Genomic DNA, 17659 nt, shown 5'->3' with positions numbered 1-17659 from the left:
GGTAGTAATCCGTACTGAACATATTATACATTATTTTCAGTATAGTTGAGCTTATTATTGACTAGAGTCATGCTCTCACCGACCGGCGGAAGATGGCTGTTGAGATTATTCTCAACAAACAGGCCGGCAATTCCAGCTCTGGGTTTGGCTTGGTCTCTAGCGAGGGCCGTAGGTTGTCCAATAGCCGCGTCCTTGTCTTTTGGCTGCATCGGCAGCTTCAGTAAGAATGGGGCCGTACTTCAAGCCATCGGTTTGTGGCGACAACAGGCCATGCCCCAAAAACAGCATTTCCTGGTTGATGAGGGTATTGGCTTGCCAAACGTAGGCAGGCAAGGTGGGAGCAGGGGCTAGGGCAGGATCCAACTCCAAAAACACCTCACGTCCCAGCAGAGCAGTCTGCAGATATTGGCCAGCATTGTAAACTGCCAGAGGGGTTTGTCCGCGCAACTCTGTCCAGTTGGGGTTGATCGGGTCAGGCAAGGGATCGATCCCAATCAGTTGCACCAGCCGCAAATTCAAGTCTCCTTCAAGCTGAACAACCAGGGTGTTGTAGTTGACCACCCGAAACACGGTTGCACGTTTGAGGTCGCGCAGATCTGGACGCGCCACCAATGTTAAAGCCCAACCGGGCAATGTCGAGAATATCAAAGGTAAGGCCAGAAAGCTGCCCAGCTTGATCAGGCTCCGTCCATTGGATACAAGCGAGGATCTGGAGCCGGGGGAAGTCGGAGCAGAACGCAGGGATTTTTGCAGCATGGACTTTAGCCGTTGCATGGCGGACTTGACAATAGGGATGGTTCGCATGCTTGACCTTTGGATCTCACACCGCCCTCACACCGCCGCCTACTGGGCTTCAACGCGGGATCCGGCTCACCTGCCGTCACTCTACAAAAAATTGGGGCAGATGGGTCAGGTCTGGAAAATCTCTCTCGATTTTTGTCTTGATTTTTAGATGTGCTACCCATCCGGTCAGCAGTTGTCAGCGCTGACAACCTGTGGTTGGTCATTTCGATTCAAACTGGGACACTGTACCCAAACCTAAAACATGCATGAAACATGCATGGGGCCACAGGGCTTTTCTCAGCTGCCCAGGCGTCTCACCCTAAACTGGAGTGACTAAGTCCTTCCGAGCAGCAGGATTGTCTTTTGGTCTTCTCTCTTTGCGAAGGAAAGGGGGAGTGCTTGGAAACCTTTTCAATTCAGTTTGAAACAATTACGGTTGTCCAACTCTCAAATCTCTCAAAAGCGCAGCCCCTAGAGGGTAGCAGGGTTCTTTTCGACTGCTTCGGACAAGAGGGAGTTGACCAGCACGGTTACCAACCCCAGTCGATTGCCCGCCAAAATATCCGTCAACAGGCGGTCTCCCACCATAGCCACTGCTTCTACCGGCAAGCCCATCTGGGCTACGGCCCGCCGCAAGGCCCGCCGTGAGGGTTTCCCAGCGCGGTGAATGTAGGGCAGGTTCAGGCTTTCTCCGATTTGTTGGATGCGGCTGCGATTGAGGTTGTTGCTCACCAGCCAAATTTGAAAGTGCGGACGCAACTGCTCCAGCCAAGCAGCCACAGCGGGATCCACCTCAACCTGTCGGCTCGGCACCAGTGTACCGTCTACGTCAAAGATGATGCCTTTTACCTGCCAGGCCCACAGGTCTTCTGCCCGCAACTTTAAGACAGTGCCGGCCACCACCAGATCCGGTTGCAGGAGCTTGAACCAAGGTTTGTGTACCATCCGCTCCGAAAGACCTACGAAACGCTAACAAACACTGCCAGAGTGTTCAGTGCCTGCCGCGCTTCTGCTTCCTTCCTGCTTCAGCGACCCATGACTAGCGGCAGAGTTCATCCCTACCACCCCGCCAGAGGAGTCTCCACAGGCGTCACTTCCCCCAGAGCTTGGGGTAGTTCTGTACCACCGCAACAGGTTTAGGGCTGCATTCAAGTCACGGTCTAGCTCCAGACCACAACACGGGCAGCAAAACACCCTTTCCTGCAGTGGCATCTTCTGTCGGTGCCCACACCCTGAACACAGTTGGCTGGACGGATAAAACCTATCCGCCACCACCACCTGACAGCCGTAGAGCCGGGCCTTGTACTCTAGCTGTCGCCGTTCGCGATAGCGGGACGGAGTCCTCAACTCGTAGAACCCACAGTCTGACAGGGATCCCGCCAGTTTGCGGTTCTGGAGCAGGTTCTTTACCTGCAAGTCCTCTACCACCACCACCCGGTATCTCTTGGCCAGGTAAGTCGTCAGCTTGTGCAGACTATCTTGCCGGATGTCTGCCACCCGCTTGTGAGCTTTGCCCAACTGCACCACCGCCTTCTTGCGGTTGGTGGATCCCTTCTGCTTGCGGCTCAGCCGCCGTTGCAGCCTAGCCAGCCGCTGCCTGGCCTTGCGGTAGGGCTTGGGATTCGCAAATACTTCCCCGCCGGAGCAGGTGGCCAGGTGATGGATACCTAAGTCCACTCCCACCACCTCTCCGGTCTTCTCCACCTGGGGTGTTGGAGCTTCGTACTTGAAGGAGATGTACCAACGCCCAGCGCGAAGGCTGATGACCACGTTCTTGGGTGTGGTCGCCGGAAGCAGCTCTGCACAGCGCAGCCAACCAAATATGGGCACCTTGATGCGGTTGCCAGAAATGCGGATGCTGCCTTCTAGGTAAAAGCTGTCCTGCACCCCCTTGCGCTTGAAGCGGGGAAACTGACCTAGCCCCTTGCGCCAGCGCTTAAGGGCCTGCTCCAGGTTGCGGAGTGCCTGCTGAGGGGCGCATTTGGAGACCTGGTAGTACCAGGGATGCGCTTGCTTCACTTCAGCTACCAGGCGCTTGTGCAGGTCAATGGCGGTGGGGAGTTTTTGCTGGTTCTCCAGGGCTTGCCGACAGACCTCTAGGCCCCAGTTGTAGGCGTGGCGGGCTACCCCAGCATGTTGAGCTGCTAGAGTTGTTTGCTTGTGGTTGAGGATGAGTTGTGTTTGGAAGCCCAGTACCATGTCCGCCACACCGCAAAGCGTCCATGAGTTTCGTGCAACTTTTGGCTTGGCGCTCACCAGCCTATTCCAGCTTTAGGTAGCCAATGTTGACTACTGTAAGGTTTTCGGCCTACTGCTGTCAGCCCTCCTCGGCTAAGGACTGGGTTGAGGACTATGGTGGGATCCCTGGGCAGCTTGCCGACGCTCTTGAATAATTTGCAATTGGGCTGCCTCGTGCTCTGCTAGGGTTTTGCTGAAAATGTGAGTGCCATCGTAGCGGGCCACGAAGTAGAGATAGTCGGTCTGCTCAGGCTCCAAAACGGCTTTTAGGCTGGCCAAGCCCGGACTGGCGATGGGACCAGGGGGCAAGCCCGGGTTGAGGTAGGTGTTGTAGGGAGAGGGGGTACGCACCTCCGCAAGGGTGAGGCGGCGGTCTGGGGTTTGCCGGATATTCAAGGCATATTCCACCGTCGGATCGGCTCCCAGGGGGATCCCTTTCTTAAGCCGGTTCAGGAAGACACCTGCAATCAAAGCGCGTTCTTCCGGCACCACGGCCTCCCGCTCCACAATGCTGGCCAGGGTAACCCACTCGTGCAGAGACAGGGAAGTGGTGTGCTGGCGAAACAGGGGCAGGGCCACCGCGACAAATCGCTGCAGCATGGCGTTGACCACTATTTGGGCCTTTTCTTGATCCGGCAAGGATCCCTCCACCTGTTCGGCGGGGAAAAGATAGGTATCTGGGAACAGGTAGCCTTCTAGTGAGCTCAAGTTGGGGGGCAGCCAGTCGAGGGGGGGAATCACTCGGGTTACGGCAATGAAGGCATCGGCTGCCAGCCAGTTGCGTTGGGCCAAAGCCTCTGCCATTTGCTCGATGCGCCAACCCTCCGGGATGGTCAGCCGTCTTTGCAGGATCCTTCCCTGCCGCAGTTGTTGGGCCACGGCCAGCATGTCTTGGTTCGGATCCAAAGCGTAGGTGCCCGCCTGAAACACCCAATCCCGTCCGAAGGTGCGGCTCCACAGCTCCCAAGCCAGAGCGGAGCGAATTACCCCTGCCTGGCGAAGTTTTTGCCCGATCAGACGGCTGCTGCTGCCCGGCTGGATTGTTACTTGGATCGGTTCTGGGCCGCCCACCGGCTGGAGCCAGGTCTGCCACTGCCAGTAGCCCAATCCCCCGACCAGAACCAACAGGAAAATCAAGCTCTGCAAAAGACGCCGACCCCAGCGTTCGCGTAAGCGTTGCGTAGCAACATGGGGTGACCTGGGTATAGCGCCTTGGGCAGCAGAGCATTTGGGCAAGACGGGATCCTTTTGGGCCGAATGCTGAACCTGATCTGTCATTGCCTTTCCCTCCAAACGGCCTGAGCACACCCTTGAGCCAGGCTATCCTTCGGACTCAATCCTGGCTAGGGCGTCGCCGGACTCTCAAGGCCGATTTCCCCCCTAACTTGGGATCAACTCTCCTGGGCTGGGGATCCCGTTGTTCTCGACCGTCCGCTGTCCGATCCAAGTGCCGATGGGTTCTCCCTGCACCACTCGATAAATATTGCCAGGGGTAGTCAGGTCAAAGACCACGATGGGCAATTGATTTTCCTTGCAGAGGGCGATGGCGGTGCTGTCCATAACCCGCAGATCGCGGTTCAGCACATCCTGATAGCTGAGGACATCGTAGCGGCGGGCCTGAGGGTGAGTCTTGGGATCCGCATCGTAAACTCCGTCCACCTTGGTGGCTTTGAAAATCACCTCGGCATCGATCTCCGCCGCCCGCAAGGCCGCAGTGGTATCGGTGGTGAAGAAGGGGTTGCCAGATCCTGCCCCAAAAATCACCACCCGCCCCTTTTCCAGGTGACGAATGGCGCGGCGACGAATATAGGGCTCCGCCACCTCCTGCATGGCGATGGCCGTCTGCACCCGGGTGGGGATCCCGGCTCGCTCAATGGCATCCTGCAGGGTTAAGGCGTTGATGACGGTGGCCAGCATCCCTACGTAGTCGGCAGAAGCCTGATCCATCCCTTGGGCAGCCGCCTCTTTGCGCCCGCGCCAGATGTTACCCCCTCCCACCACAATCGCCACCTGCACACCGGCCCGTACCACTGAGGCCACTTCGCCGGCAATGGACTTCAAGACCTCGGGGTCGATCCCGTAGGGGCGCTCCCCCATCAGGGCTTCACCACTCAACTTCAGTAGAATCCGTCGATATTTCATGCTTATCCGCTCCGGCCCACCCCTGCATACGATAGCAGGTTTGTTGAACTAGCTCCGCTCACAGGATTGACCGACAGAGCATCTCGACAAAAACAACCTTACTGCTGTTCTTCGCCAGCGCTGGCCTCGTTGTCGCGGGGGGCAGAACGGAAGCGGCGGCCATTGCGAGCACGACTTTTTTGGAACTGTTTGGCATATTCGCGGTTGCGCTCGGCTTTTTCCCGCTTCAGATTGCGTTTTTTGGCCATGCTGGTTTTCCTGACCGGTTGTCCGGACTCAAGTGAAGGTCCTCAGTTTGAAGTGTCAAAGTGAGGCGCTCTTAATCCTATCACGCTTTGCCGAAGCCATCCTGAAGCCCTCTGCTCAGCCGGCTATGGGCAGGGATCCCCACAACAAGACTAGGCCCATCACAACAAACCCCACGCCTGCCAGGGTTTTGATCCAGCGAGGTGGGATCAGGCGGGCCACCCAAGCTCCTGCCCACACCCCAATTAGGCTGGTGCTGATCAAAGCAGCAGCAGCGCCCAAAAAGATTACCCCAGCGTTTTGCGAGCGGGCACTGAGGAGCAGGGTCGCCAATTGGGTTTTATCGCCCATTTCGGCCAGCAGAATCGAGCCAAAGCTCACTAGGGCGGCCCGTCCGGCCATTTGCCGCAGCAAAAAAGACGGGGTTCGGCTGTCGTTGTCTTGGATCAACACGTTCCTCGGTTGTTCTCCACTCTGTCCTGCCGGGTTGGCATCGGCTGCTCAGGGGGGCTAGCCTTCTGGGAGATTATCCCCTCGCCACTCCTGCCATAATACATAGCCCCCGATCACCAGGAACCCTGCACCCGCCAACCATTGTAGCCAGCCTGGGGGAATGACTTGCCCCAGACCTTCCCCCAACACTACGCTGAGCAAACTGGCGGTCACCAAGGCACCGGCGGAACCGAAAAAGATCGCCCAAGGCGATTGGGATTGGGCACTCATGAGCAAGGTTGCCAACTGGGTTTTGTCGCCCATTTCCGCCACAAACACGGTTAAAAAAGTAACAAGCCAGAGCTGCAGCGGGGATCCCTCAGGAAGATTGCTGTCGGAAGAGGGGGGGGTAGTGAGGGGCAGTGCCGTCGGAGGCCCAGTACTGGGGGCGGGAGACAAAGCCAAACTCTCCCTGGCGGGCTGAAAATCCGCAGCGGATCCATCCCCGTAGAGATAGTGCTGCCCAACGGCCAAGAAACCGAAACAGAGAGCCGAGGACAAAACAATCAGCCCCAAGCCCAGGGCCATTTGCCCCTGCCAAGAACGCGGCGAAGCCATGGCGTCAGATCCTAACCACCGACATGCAGCTTATCCTGTTTTCAGCCGCTTCTGGAGGAGACAAGGGCGCTAGAGTAAACGCTAGAGTAAAAGAATCAGGGGCGTTGGCCGAGCGGTTTAGGCAGCAAACTCATAATTTGCCTTACACAGGTTCGATCCCTGTACGCCCCATCGGGAATTGCTGGACGAGGTTTCTGGGTTGAGGGCTGTTGACGCCCAGTTTCAAAGACGGGGGTTCAGCTCCGTGCGGGATCCCGTATCCCCAGAGCGAGGGATCCAACGCTCAGGCAAGGTGGCAGGGGATCCCCATTGGGACTGGAGCTGGCTGAGGAATTGTCCCTGCTGGGTGCGAAAGCCGACCAGATCGGATCCGCCATTCATCAGGGCAAACCAGATGTCCCCCTGCTCGGTTGGCAATACACCCGCCAAGGTGCTGACGCTCCTCAAGGTGCCCGACTTGGCAATTAGGATCCCTGGCAACAGACGCCGCTCCAACACTCCCACATCTTGGCCAACGACGGCAAAAGCATCGGCAAGAGAGAGCCCCTGCTCCTCCAGAAGAGACTGGATGGCTTGAAGCATAGCTACATTGGCCCGCGGCGAAATGCGGTTTTCCACCCCCAACCCGGAGCCGTTGATCAGTTGCAGCTCTTCTGCCGGGATCCCGGTGATGGCTCGGGCAATTTGCGCCACCTGGTTAGCACCCCCCACTGCATCGGCCAACATCTCGGCCATGGAATTGTTGCTGTAGAGGTTCATCAGCTTGACCAGGTGAATGAGGGGGGGGGACTCATGTCTGAGCAAAACCTGAGCGCCGGGCGGGATCTGCTGGGCAACCCGTACCGAGCCCAAAATCTCCACCTGCGGTCTGGGCGTGCCGGGGGGTAAGGTTTGAAATTGGACCTCCGCTTCTGGTGACCAACGCCGCGCATCCAGCCCCTGCCGCAACAGGGATCCCGATTGCGCCACATCCCGGGAAAAGTTCATGTAAAAGCGGCCCACCACCACCAGATCCCCGCGCACCTGGCGGATCCCATGAGCATTGAGCAGGTTGCCGACGGAGAAGGCTTCCTCCCAGACAAACAAGGGATCCTCCCCCCCCAGAACCCAGAGATCCCCCTGTAGAACTCCCTCAGCAGTTAAGGGGCCAGTGGCCAGCCAGGTGGTAACAAAGCGGTGCTGCGGGCCAAAGTGCTGCAAAGCGGCCAGGGTCGTTGCCACCTTGGTCAAAGAAGCAGCCGGCAAGGGTGTGGATCCCTGATGCTGTCCCAAAACAAGGATTCTGTCCCGCTGAGGCGAAGGATCCTCCATCTGCAGCCAAACCCCCTGAGCCGCGGGCGAAAACCCCCGACCGGCCAACTGAGCCAGATAAGTTTCCACCTGAGGTTGCAGGGATCCCTGCTCCGTCGCCTGGGAATGGGGAGACAAACCCAGCAACAGAATTGCCGCCGAGAACAGTCCAACCCAGCTCGAAACCAGCCGCCTACCGGGCCAGCCCCGCAGATGTCGTTCGTGCTGTGGCGTCAGCGTTGCGGAGCAACAGTGTTGTGTAGCACCATGGGGTGCCGCAGGCATAGCACTTTTCACGGAAAACACCCTCTAAACATCCCGGCAACCGAGGGGGCATCAGCTCGTCAATTCCCAGCCACCCTCTTCCACAGGCTCTACATCGATGGTGCCGGGGGGCGTTTGCCGATAAAAACGTCCGTCTGCAACAAACAGCGGCTCTCCACAATTGGGGCAAAAGAAACGGCTGCCCTCAATGGCTTGCGATTCCGACCCACACACCGGGCAGCGATCGGTGGTAATCCAGCGGCGCGCCCACCAGCGAAAGGCCAGGAGCACCAATACCGGCAAGGACAGCAAAAACAGCAACAGAGCCACCAATCCGGCGACCAGCCACCCCAGCCCGACACTGGTCAGCAAAGCTGCCAACGCCAGGGATCCCAGCCAGAACCCCCAGCCACCCAGAGAAATGGAATAGGTTTTGGGCTGCTCAAACCGCATTTTCGTTTTCCTTCCCCGATCACTACGCTCGCTAACGCCGTCAGGATGCCGCGGGCCTTTTCTTGAGTATGTTAGCCTAGGCGCGCCCGAACACCAGAAACAGTCCGCCACATGGCTCTGCTCTGTAGGCTAGCTCATCCCGGATGGATGAGGGATTGGGTTTCCCGCACCCTTCCCGAGGCTCTCCCGGCAGCCCATGCGCCTCAGTTGCGTCCCTGTTCTATTGGGCCTGAACTGAGCCTGAACGATGTCTTCAGCAACCAAGTCGGGTGGTGTCGTCATAAATGAAGTTATTATCAATTACAGAACTTATTGACTGTTACGGCGACGTTGCCCAACAGCGGAGGGGCGGCATCATGGTCTACACCGAAGAGGCGTTCAAGGCAGAGCTCAATGCCAAAGGCTGGCGAGCCACTCGGCAGCGGGAGATCATCCTGCAAACGTTTCAAAACTTGCCTGAGGGCACGCATCTGAGCGCGGAGGAGTTGCACAAAAAGTTGCGGGAAGAAGGCCACAACATTAGCCTTTCCACCATTTACCGCACCGTCAAGCTGATGTCCCGCATGGGCATTTTGCGAGAACTGGAACTGACCGAAGGGCACAAACATTACGAGATCAACCAGCCGGCCCCCCACCACCACCACCATCTGGTGTGCGTCAAGACCAACAAGGTGATCGAGTTCAAAAACAACGCCATTCTTAACATCACCCAGAAGGTGGCAGAAAAGTACGGTTTCAAAGTGTTGGATTGCCAGCTCACCATTATTGGTATCAGCCCAGAAGGGCAGCGCTCGATTTTGTAGCCAAAAATTCCCAAAGCTCAGGTTCTCATGCTTTCCCAGAAGGGGAACTGTACTGGGCTGGTAGGAGGATGGGGATCCCGTCAACGGGAGGAAATGCCAGAATAGCTCCCGTGAGGCCAATCGGCAGTCGGCAACCGAGGCAACAGTTGAATGGTTGATGAATAGTTGATCTTCTTCACCCCACTAGATCCGGGAGAGGGCCATGAACGAACAGGAAGTGGTGCAGTGGCTGGAGCAGGCGCTGGCCAATCCCCGCCTTAGGTTACAGGCCAAAGCCCAACCGCTCCAGGAGAGTCCCAAGGCTTATGCCCTCGTCATTATGATCAACCGCCCTGCCGGCCTTGCTCTCAACTATGAGGAGTTGACGGCCTGGTTCCAGAAGGCGATTCCCACTCGCTACCCCCAAGTCAAACGGTTGGCCCTCTACAGCCGCCCCATGGGCCAGCAGGCTGCCGACTGGAAAACTCAGGTGAGGCTGGATCCGGAGCCGACAACGACCAGATGGGATCCCGGGATGGAGTTCTCAGAGAGTCTGGATCTAAGCCGCTACTGCTTTGTCAGCGATCGCCAGTTGCTTACTGCCGACCTTCCTCAGCCGCCTGGTTTGCTCCGCCAGGCGGTTTTGGGTTTTCACAGCCTCACTTCTGGGCAAAAACAGGAGGTTCTGCCCCTCTTGCCCACCTTGTTTCGCAATCCCAGCGCCGTCTCGACGGTGATGTTATCGGTGGAAGCGGCCTTGTGGCTGGAGCCTCTGAAAAGCCTGAATCCTCACGAGCTGCGTCTACTGAGCGTTTGGCTGAGCCGCTATTGCTTCAACCCCAGCCGCACCCTAGCGGAATTGGATCCCGCCACCTCAGGTCTCAAAATTGGGCAAACCAAGCGCAGCTACCGCGCGCCTCAGGTGGGGGTCTCGCTGATTTTGGCCAGCTTTGCCGGCAACCTGACAATGGCCGCAGGCGTGACTCTGAGCCTGTTGTTTGGCATGGTGTTTGTGCTTTTCCTGGCCATCTTGGGCGTCTCAGAGGGGGGATTTTCCTTGGGCTTTTTCATCCTTGCCGTTCTGCTCACCCTCGCCTTCAACGCTTTGATTTTCTTCTTGTCTCCCTGGCTGATGGACTGGATCCAGCACAGCCTCTATGGCACCGAGTGGGTGAGCTTGGCGGAAATTGGGCGTCGCAGCCCAGAGAGTGCAGAGGTGATTCAACGGGTTTGCCGCCAGTACAAGCTGAAGCAGCCGAAGCTGGGGCTGATCCGCGACCAAAACCCCACTGCTTTTACCTACGGCAGCCTGCCGGATACGGCCCGCATCGTCGTCAGCGAAGGGTTGTTCACCTACTTGGAAGATGAAGAGGTGGCTACGGTCTATGCCCACGAGCTGGGGCATGTGATCCACTGGGATTTCGCCGTCATGACCCTGGCTTCCACGCTGGTGCAGATTCTCTACCTTCTCTACGTCTACATGCGCAATGCGCGCGGCGACGACAAAGTGGACAGAAGCCTCCGCTTCCTGGCCTTGGTCGCCTACTTTTTCTATGTGGCCGGCTCCTACTTGTTGCTGTATCTGTCGCGGGTGCGGGAGTACTTTGCCGACCACTTTGCCGCCGAAACCACCGGCAACCCCAATGGGCTCTCGCGGGCTTTGGTGAAAATTGCCTACGGCATTGTGCAAGAGGGAGAGCGGGAGCGGGATGAGGAAACCCGACAGCGCAGTGCTCGCCTGCTGGAAGGAACGCGGGCTTTGGGGATCTACGATGCCAAGGCGGCGGTGATGGCAGGGACGGCCTACCGGGTGGCGGCGGATCCCGGCCAGGTGGGCAGGGTATTTTTGTGGGATCTGTTTAACCCTTGGGCCTGGTGGATGGAGCTGAACTCCACCCATCCCCTCACGGGCAAACGGGTACGGGCGCTGAGCACCTATGCGGAGCAACTGGATCTGCCGGTGGAGTTCGATATGGCCAGCGTGGTTGCCCAGGGCAAGCAGCTCAACCGGCAACAGCTCTACGGGAACTTTCTGCTGGATATACTGCTGTTGAACGCCGAGTGGCTGGGGGCAATCGCGGGGGCACTGCTCGGGATCCCGGCCTTGCAGGTGGGCTTCTATGAAATGTTTGCCGGGCTGACCCTGATGGGGGTGGGCTTGGGCCTGCTGCTGAAGATGACAGTGATGTACCCCAGCTTAGAAAACCCGCCGGCGTTGACCGTGTTGAAGGCCATGAGCAATCCCTACGCCAGCCCCTTGCGCGGGTTGCCGATGCAGTTGGAGGGGCGGGTGATCGGGCGAGGGGATCCGGGCTATCGCTTCGGCTCCGATCTCAAGTTCCAGGATGAGACAGGGATGATCTTCCTGCGCTATGCTTCCCGCTTTGGGCTGCTGGGCAACTTCCTGTTTGGAGCGCGCCAGGCAGGGGGGGTAATCGGCCAAGAGGGATCCGCGGTGGGGTGGTTCCGACGGGGGGTGGCCCCTTACCTGGATCTGGCCCGCTTTCAAAGCCGCCATGGCCAGCTCATCACCAGCTACCATCCCTTCTGGCAGGCTATGTGGGCTGTGCTGTTGTTAGTGGTTGCCCTGCTGGTGATGCTGTTCTAGAGGATCGCGATCCTCAGCAGCGAAGAGCTCGCCTAGGCCATTTGAGATTGGCTACTTTTGCCCACCGTTAACCCGGGCGTAGTCGTCGCTGAAGCGGACAATGTCGTCTTCGCCCAAGTACTGGCCGTTTTGCACCTCGATAATCACCAGAGGGATGACGCCAGGGTTCTCCAGGCGATGCTTGGTGCAAGGGGGCACGTAGGTGGATTGGTTGGCCGTGATGAGCTTTTCTTCATCTCCGCAGGTGACCTTGGCGGTGCCGGCAACGACGATCCAGTGTTCGCTGCGATGGTAGTGCAACTGCAGGCTGAGGCGATGCTTGGGCAGCACCACGATCCGCTTGATTTTGTAGCCAGGGCCCTCTTCCAGCACTGTAAAGCTGCCCCAAGGCCGACTTTCAGCATTGCTCTCGATCAGCTTGTTGAGGGTTTCGGCAGAGAGGGAAGGCGAAGGTTTTTCCGGTGAGGCCAGATTGGCATTGGGGGTTTCCAGCATGGGATGCTCTCCTTGGGAGGCCTACCTGTAGCTTATCTCAACAACCAACTCGAAGTCTGTTTGTTTATCTTTAGAACCACCAACAGATCGGCTTCAGCTCCTGGGGATCCCCAGCCAATTCGGGCTTGCCAGGGCAGTGGCTAGAATCCTGTGGAATCATGAATAAAGATCTCTGCAAAAAGGCCACTTCTCGATGCGTCCTTTCTCTTCTGTCCCTTCTTACCCGGTTCACATCCATGACCGCCAACGGGACACCCACTATCTGATCCAGGTGCCGGCGGATCAATACATTTTGGCCAGCGCCGAGGCCCAAGGGATCCAACTGCCCTTTGCCTGTCGCAACGGCGCCTGTACCACCTGTGCGGTGCGGGTACGGCGGGGATCCCTGTATCAGCCGGAGGCAATGGGCATCTCGCGGAAGCTGAAGGAGCAGGGGTATGGGCTGCTGTGCGTGGGCTATGCCCGCTCGGAGCTGTGGGTAGAAACCCAGGATGAGGATGAGGTGTACGAGCTGCAATTTGGGCGTTACTTCGGCCAGGGGCGGGTAAGGCCAGGGATCCCCATCGAGGATGAGTGATGTCTTCTTCGGCACCGGTTTTGTCTCCCGAGTTGTCGCCGGATCCCTTGCCCTCTCAGCCGAGGGGCTGGCTGCTGGCAGCAGCGGCGCTGATCCCGGTGAATCTGGCCCCCAGCTTACTCTTGGCTTTGGTGGGGACGATCCAGGGTTATACCCGCTATGGTGGGGCGATCCTGCGGGATCCCTTGTTTGGACTGGCGGCTCTCCTGAGCCTGGCGGCAGTGGGAGTGGCTTTTTTGGGGGAAGATTGGCGGCTGAGCCTGCCAGGGATGTTCAACTACTGGCCTTTTTTATTGATGCTGCCGGCCTTTGCCGCTGTTCTGGCCGATCGCGTCAGCGGGACGGAGTCCTTTCGCGTCAGCGGGACGGAGTTCCATCCTGTAGGCCGTCGGCGGTTGGCCCAGGTGTTGGTGCTGGGCAGCGGGCTGATGCTGCTTTTGGGTTGGGGAGAAGTGCTGTGGGGATGGCAGGGGCACTTCTTCTGGGGGCCGGTTTGGATTACGGGGGTTGCCGGGGGAGAGCGACCGGCGGCAGCTTTTACTTCCCCCAATATCCTGGCCATCTACCTGGTGATCCACCTGTGTTTGGCGGCAGGGCTGTGGCTGGATCGAGCCGATAGAGACTGGCCACAGGCAGTAGGGCTGGGAGCTGTGCTGGGGCTGGGATCCCTCTTGTTGCTGCTGACAGCCTCTCGCAACGGCTGGGGAGTGGGGGGGCTGGCGCTGGTGATAGGGCTGGCCCTACGGCGCTGTTGGTGGGGGATCGGGATCTTGGTCGGCATAGGGTTGGCTGGTTTGGCTGCTGCTTGGGATTGGCCGGGCTGGCGGGCTGTTGTGCCCCGATTGATTTGGAGCCGTCTGGCAGACACCTTCGATCCCCAGGCGCTCCATTTTAGTTCCACCGCTAACCGTCTGGATGCCTGGCACTTTGCCCTGCAGATGGCGCGAGAGCGGCCTTTGACGGGCTGGGGCTGGCAGAGCTTTGCCGCCCTTTATAATGCTCAGGAGCCGCCGGAGCTGCTGGGCCATTGCCACAATTTGTACCTGCACCTGGCGGCTGAGGGTGGGATCCCGCTGTTGCTGGGCCACCTGATCCTGTGGGGTTGGATTTTGGCGCGGGGATGGCAAGCTTGGCGGCGCTCGCAAGAAAGCGTCCTGTTGGGGATGCTGCTGGCCTTGACGGCATTTTTTGCCTCAGGGCTTTTGGACGTGGTGATGTTGGATGGCCGCATTCACCTGCTGGTAACCTTACTCTTGGGGGCAGTTTGGGGAGCCAGCCTTGAGCGGCAAAGGGACTCCATCTCCGGCAAAGAGCAAGCCCAGAGAGGTTACCGTTGAGTGCTGCAATGGGATATCCCTTAGCTGGCAGTGAGCCCGGAGTCCATCAGTTGCTCACCGATTTTTGCGACGCGGAAGCAAGCTACAGCCAAGGGGCAGTTTACCTGTAGAGGGTCTTTGCGGTGAACCTGTACCGAGATGTGTTGTGGCCTCTGCTTTTTTCTGGGCTGAGAGCCGACCCGGAAGCGGTCAAGATGGGCCTGCTGCGCGCCTTGCATTGGATCGATGCCACCCAGGCCACCGGGATCCTATCGGCTCTGGAGCGACTGTTTTGCTACCGGGATCCCCGGCTAGCGGTGTCGCTGTGGGGCCTTACCTTTCCCAATCCCCTTGGATTGGCTGCGGGCTTCGACAAAGATGGCCTGGCTCTGGGCGTCTGGCCCAGCCTAGGATTTGGTTTTGTAGAGGTGGGCACCATCACTCCTCAGCCCCAACCGGGCAACCCCAAACCTCGCCTGTTTCAACTGCCCCAAGATCGCGCCGCCCTCAACCGCATGGGCTTTAACAACCAAGGGGCGGCGGCTCTGGCGGAACGGTTGCGCCGGCTACAGCAACGTCCCATCCCCATTGGAATTAACCTGGGCAAAGCCAAAATCACCCCTCTGGAAGAAGCGGCTGCCGATTACCTGGCCAGCTTCCAGCTGCTCCAGGAGCTGGGGGACTACTTTGTGGTCAACGTCAGCTCCCCCAACACGCCGGGGCTGCGATCCCTGCAGGCTGCTGAGCAACTGGAGCCCATCCTATCTGCCTTACAGCGGGAAAATCAGAAGCGAAAACCCCTCCTGGTGAAGATCGCTCCCGATCTGGACTGGCCCGACATCGACAGCATCCTGGAGCTGGCCCAAGACCATCAACTGGCCGGGATCGTGGCCACCAACACCACCCTGCGCCGCGATAACCTGAAAACCCGTTTCCTGCCTGGCCGCGGGATCCCCTTTGCACCAGCGGAGTCTAGGCCAATCCTTGCAGAAGCCGGCGGGATCAGCGGTGCCCCCTTGCGGGAGCGTTCCACCCAAGTCATCCGCTACATCCACCGCTCCACCCAAGGAAAATTGCCCATCATCGGAGTGGGGGGCATCTTCACCTTGGCCGACGCCTTGGAGAAACTGGAAGCGGGAGCCAGCCTGCTGCAGGTCTACACCGGCTGGGTTTACGAAGGGCCGGGTATGGTGCCGCAATTGCTCCGAGGCCTAGCCCGCTCTTCTCCCCCCAGCCCTGATGTTACACTTCCCCCAGAGAATACCCCTGTGGGTCAGATCCAGGCGTAAGATCGTTAGGGATCCCTGAGGAAGCTTGCCGGTGAACCTGCTGCAACACCTCTTCAAAACCCCCCATCCGGTCATTGGGGTGGTTCATTTGTTGCCGCTGCCCACCTCACCCCGTTGGGGGGGGGACTTGGAATGGGTGATCGCTCAGGCAGAACAGGCAGCTACTGCCCTGGCTGCAGGAGGGGTAGACGGGATCCTTGTCGAGAACTTTTACGATGCCCCCTTTGCCAAGGATCGGGTGGACGCAGCGGTGGTCAGCGCCATGACCGTCATCGTCCAGCGGCTGAAAACCCTGGTCTCGCTGCCGGTTGGGATCAATGTCTTGCGCAACGATGGCTGCAGTGCTCTGGCAATTGCCGCCTGTGTGGGGGCGCAGTTCATCCGGGTGAATGTGCTCTGCGGGGCGATGGTGACCGACCAAGGCATCATTGAGGGGAATGCCCACCGCCTGCTGCGCTATCGCCGGGAGCTGGGGGCTAATATCAAGATTTTCGCCGATGTGCTGGTGAAACACGCCCAACCCCTAGGTCCCATCAGTCTGGATGCGGCTATTACCGACACGGTGGAGCGCGGCCTGGCCGATGCCATCATCCTTTCCGGTTGGGCCACCGGCAAGCCACCCCTTCTGGAGGAGCTGGAGCTGGCCCGCAAAGTTGCTCCTCAGGTACCGCTCTTCATCGGCTCGGGGGCTACTGCCGAAAACATCGGCAGCCTGATCCGGCGGGCAGATGGCGTGATTGTGGCCAGTTCTCTGAAGCGGTCTTCCCGTTCTGCAGGCATGCCGACAGGCTATTCGGATCCCTTTCCCATGATCGACCCGATTCGGGTGCGGCAGTTTGTGGAAGCACTGCACCTTGCGCTCCGTGAGCGGGCCTCCAACCATGCTTGTCTGGCCGCTCCCGGTTCTGGTTCCAACTAGCTGTTGGCGCTAAGATTGGGATCCGACTACAATGGGCGGTTCCTCTTTGAGCTATGCCATCCCTTGATCTGGAGGGCTTGGATTCTGTATACCACCCTTCTGGTTCGGCTCTTGGGCCTGCAGAAGAAGCCTTTTGGAGCTCTGTTCCGGCTCGCACCCCCCGCATTTGGGTTGTCGATGATGACCCAGTGGTTCGTTGCTACATTATCAATGTTCTCACAGGCTCTCAGTACTACGTGGAAAGCTGGGAAAGCGCCCGAGCAGCTTGGGATCCCTTGCAAAGCTTGGAAGAGAGCGAGTGGCCCGACATGGTGATCTGCGATTGGGTCATGCCTGAGATATCGGGGGTAGAGTTCTGTCGCCGTCTCAAGGGATCCGCAGCAGGGCAGTTCGTCTATTTCATTTTGCTCACGTCCCGTTCTGAAGTTGAGGCTCGGGTAGAGGGGCTGGATGCGGGGGCGGATGAATTCATCACCAAGCCGGTCGATCCTGAGGAGCTGCGGGCGCGGGTGCGGGCAGGGTTACGTCTCCAGCGGCTCACCCAAGCTTTGGCCCAGGCCAACCGGCAGTTGCGAGCCCGCAATGAGTTGTTGGAGTCTTTGTCTTTGACGGATCCCTTGACCGGGGCGTTGAACCGGCGAGCTCTGGATCAGGCGCTGCCCCATTTGCTCAAGCAGGTGGGAGCCCGCGGGGAAGCTCGCTACCGCTATCTCTGCCTGCTGATGATGGATGTGGATCATTTCAAGCAGGTCAACGACAGCTACGGCCACTACATCGGCGACTGTGTGCTGCAGGCCATCGTCGGGCGGCTGCAAAATCAACTGCGGCCCTCCAGCCTGCTCTACCGCTATGGTGGGGAAGAATTTGTTTGCCTTACGCCCGGACTTAGCCCCTCTCGCTGTGGTCGCTACGCAGAGTCTCTGCGGCAGGCTATCGCCAAACGGCCCATTGACATCTCCCCCAAGCGCAGCCTGCCTGTTACCATCAGCATCGGTGGGGTCGTGCTCAGCGAAGACTACCGCCTGGAGCCGGAAGCTGCCTTGCAGCAGGCGGATAGCGCGCTCTACCAGGCCAAGCAGGCAGGGCGCAACCGAGTTCACATCCTCACCCCGACTCCAGGGGTTTATCTGCCCTGATACATTTACGCTGAACACTGCTGAACATCACTGTTCAACTATGCAGCGATAGCATTCTGTTTGTTTCCAAA

18 protein-coding genes and 1 tRNA gene are annotated in these 17659 nt (G+C 58.7%); 8 read left to right on the top strand and 11 right to left on the bottom strand.

Annotation, left to right across the window (positions count from 1 at the left end; translation table 11 throughout):
* Positions 1-156: 156 nt before the first annotated feature.
* The 8 genes from NW870_RS11095 to NW870_RS11060 form a co-directional block, all read right to left on the bottom strand.
* Complete coding sequence (locus tag NW870_RS11095) at positions 157-804, bottom strand: thermonuclease family protein (protein WP_414375310.1); 648 nt, start codon at positions 802-804, stop codon at positions 157-159.
* A 450-nt stretch (positions 805-1254) separates the two neighbouring features.
* Positions 1255-1728, bottom strand: coding sequence for a YqeG family HAD IIIA-type phosphatase (locus NW870_RS11090; RefSeq protein ID WP_414329713.1), 474 nt, complete (start codon positions 1726-1728; stop codon positions 1255-1257).
* A gap of 24 nt (positions 1729-1752) precedes the next feature.
* On the bottom strand, positions 1753-2982 hold the full coding sequence (locus NW870_RS11085; protein ID WP_414375309.1) for an RNA-guided endonuclease InsQ/TnpB family protein: 1230 nt from the start codon (positions 2980-2982) through the stop codon (positions 1753-1755).
* A gap of 132 nt (positions 2983-3114) precedes the next feature.
* On the bottom strand, positions 3115-4299 hold the full coding sequence (gene mltG, locus NW870_RS11080; RefSeq protein WP_414375308.1) for an endolytic transglycosylase MltG: 1185 nt from the start codon (positions 4297-4299) through the stop codon (positions 3115-3117).
* 102 nt (positions 4300-4401) lie between these two features.
* Positions 4402-5163, bottom strand: coding sequence for a UMP kinase (gene pyrH, locus NW870_RS11075; protein ID WP_011433861.1), 762 nt, complete (start codon positions 5161-5163; stop codon positions 4402-4404).
* A gap of 98 nt (positions 5164-5261) precedes the next feature.
* The gene (locus tag NW870_RS11070; protein ID WP_011433860.1) at positions 5262-5411 is read right to left on the bottom strand and encodes a hypothetical protein; all 150 of its coding nucleotides are present in this window, start codon (positions 5409-5411) and stop codon (positions 5262-5264) included.
* 115 nt (positions 5412-5526) lie between these two features.
* Entirely contained in the window at positions 5527-5862 is a 336-nt protein-coding gene (locus NW870_RS11065; protein WP_011433859.1) for a TMEM165/GDT1 family protein, read from the bottom strand.
* Between the two features lie 57 nt (positions 5863-5919).
* Positions 5920-6459 (bottom strand): TMEM165/GDT1 family protein, encoded by a 540-nt coding sequence (locus tag NW870_RS11060; RefSeq protein ID WP_414375307.1) that lies wholly within the window; start codon positions 6457-6459, stop codon positions 5920-5922.
* 98 nt (positions 6460-6557) lie between these two features.
* Here NW870_RS11060 and NW870_RS11055 point away from each other — a divergent pair.
* Positions 6558-6630: transfer RNA gene (locus tag NW870_RS11055), tRNA-Ile, on the top strand.
* A gap of 51 nt (positions 6631-6681) precedes the next feature.
* Here the strand turns inward: NW870_RS11055 and NW870_RS11050 are convergent.
* Both NW870_RS11050 and NW870_RS11045 read right to left on the bottom strand, forming a co-directional pair.
* The gene (locus NW870_RS11050) at positions 6682-7887 is read right to left on the bottom strand and encodes a D-alanyl-D-alanine carboxypeptidase (protein WP_414375306.1); all 1206 of its coding nucleotides are present in this window, start codon (positions 7885-7887) and stop codon (positions 6682-6684) included.
* Between the two features lie 198 nt (positions 7888-8085).
* The gene (locus NW870_RS11045) at positions 8086-8466 is read right to left on the bottom strand and encodes a hypothetical protein (protein ID WP_414375305.1); all 381 of its coding nucleotides are present in this window, start codon (positions 8464-8466) and stop codon (positions 8086-8088) included.
* Between the two features lie 356 nt (positions 8467-8822).
* Between NW870_RS11045 and NW870_RS11040 the strand changes: the two genes are divergently transcribed.
* Both NW870_RS11040 and NW870_RS11035 read left to right on the top strand, forming a co-directional pair.
* Positions 8823-9269, top strand: coding sequence for a Fur family transcriptional regulator (locus NW870_RS11040; RefSeq protein WP_011433855.1), 447 nt, complete (start codon positions 8823-8825; stop codon positions 9267-9269).
* Positions 9270-9471: 202 nt separating this feature from the next.
* Positions 9472-11856 (top strand): M48 family metalloprotease, encoded by a 2385-nt coding sequence (locus NW870_RS11035; RefSeq protein ID WP_414375303.1) that lies wholly within the window; start codon positions 9472-9474, stop codon positions 11854-11856.
* A gap of 51 nt (positions 11857-11907) precedes the next feature.
* Here the strand turns inward: NW870_RS11035 and NW870_RS11030 are convergent, their stop codons facing one another.
* On the bottom strand, positions 11908-12351 hold the full coding sequence (locus tag NW870_RS11030) for a phosphomannose isomerase type II C-terminal cupin domain (RefSeq protein WP_011433853.1): 444 nt from the start codon (positions 12349-12351) through the stop codon (positions 11908-11910).
* A gap of 193 nt (positions 12352-12544) precedes the next feature.
* Between NW870_RS11030 and NW870_RS11025 the strand changes: the two genes are divergently transcribed.
* The 5 genes from NW870_RS11025 (at position 12545) to NW870_RS11005 (ending at position 17588) form a co-directional block, all read left to right on the top strand.
* Complete coding sequence (locus NW870_RS11025) at positions 12545-12928, top strand: 2Fe-2S iron-sulfur cluster-binding protein (RefSeq protein ID WP_414375302.1); 384 nt, start codon at positions 12545-12547, stop codon at positions 12926-12928.
* Entirely contained in the window at positions 12928-14265 is a 1338-nt protein-coding gene (locus NW870_RS11020) for an O-antigen ligase family protein (protein ID WP_414375301.1), read from the top strand. Before NW870_RS11025 ends, NW870_RS11020 begins: the two co-directional genes overlap by 1 nt.
* A gap of 122 nt (positions 14266-14387) precedes the next feature.
* Positions 14388-15533, top strand: coding sequence for a quinone-dependent dihydroorotate dehydrogenase (locus tag NW870_RS11015; RefSeq protein ID WP_414375300.1), 1146 nt, complete (start codon positions 14388-14390; stop codon positions 15531-15533).
* A gap of 31 nt (positions 15534-15564) precedes the next feature.
* Positions 15565-16452 (top strand): photosystem I biogenesis protein BtpA, encoded by an 888-nt coding sequence (gene btpA / locus NW870_RS11010; RefSeq protein WP_414375299.1) that lies wholly within the window; start codon positions 15565-15567, stop codon positions 16450-16452.
* A gap of 53 nt (positions 16453-16505) precedes the next feature.
* A complete protein-coding gene (locus NW870_RS11005) occupies positions 16506-17588 on the top strand; it encodes a diguanylate cyclase (protein WP_414375298.1) in 1083 nt (360 codons plus the stop codon).
* Positions 17589-17659 lie beyond the last annotated feature (71 nt).

Origin of the sequence: Synechococcus sp. R50.1, assembly GCF_047462115.1 — a bacterium.
In the GTDB taxonomy this organism is placed as follows: domain Bacteria; phylum Cyanobacteriota; class Cyanobacteriia; order Thermostichales; family Thermostichaceae; genus Thermostichus.
This window is presented reverse-complemented; position numbering and strand designations above follow the sequence as displayed.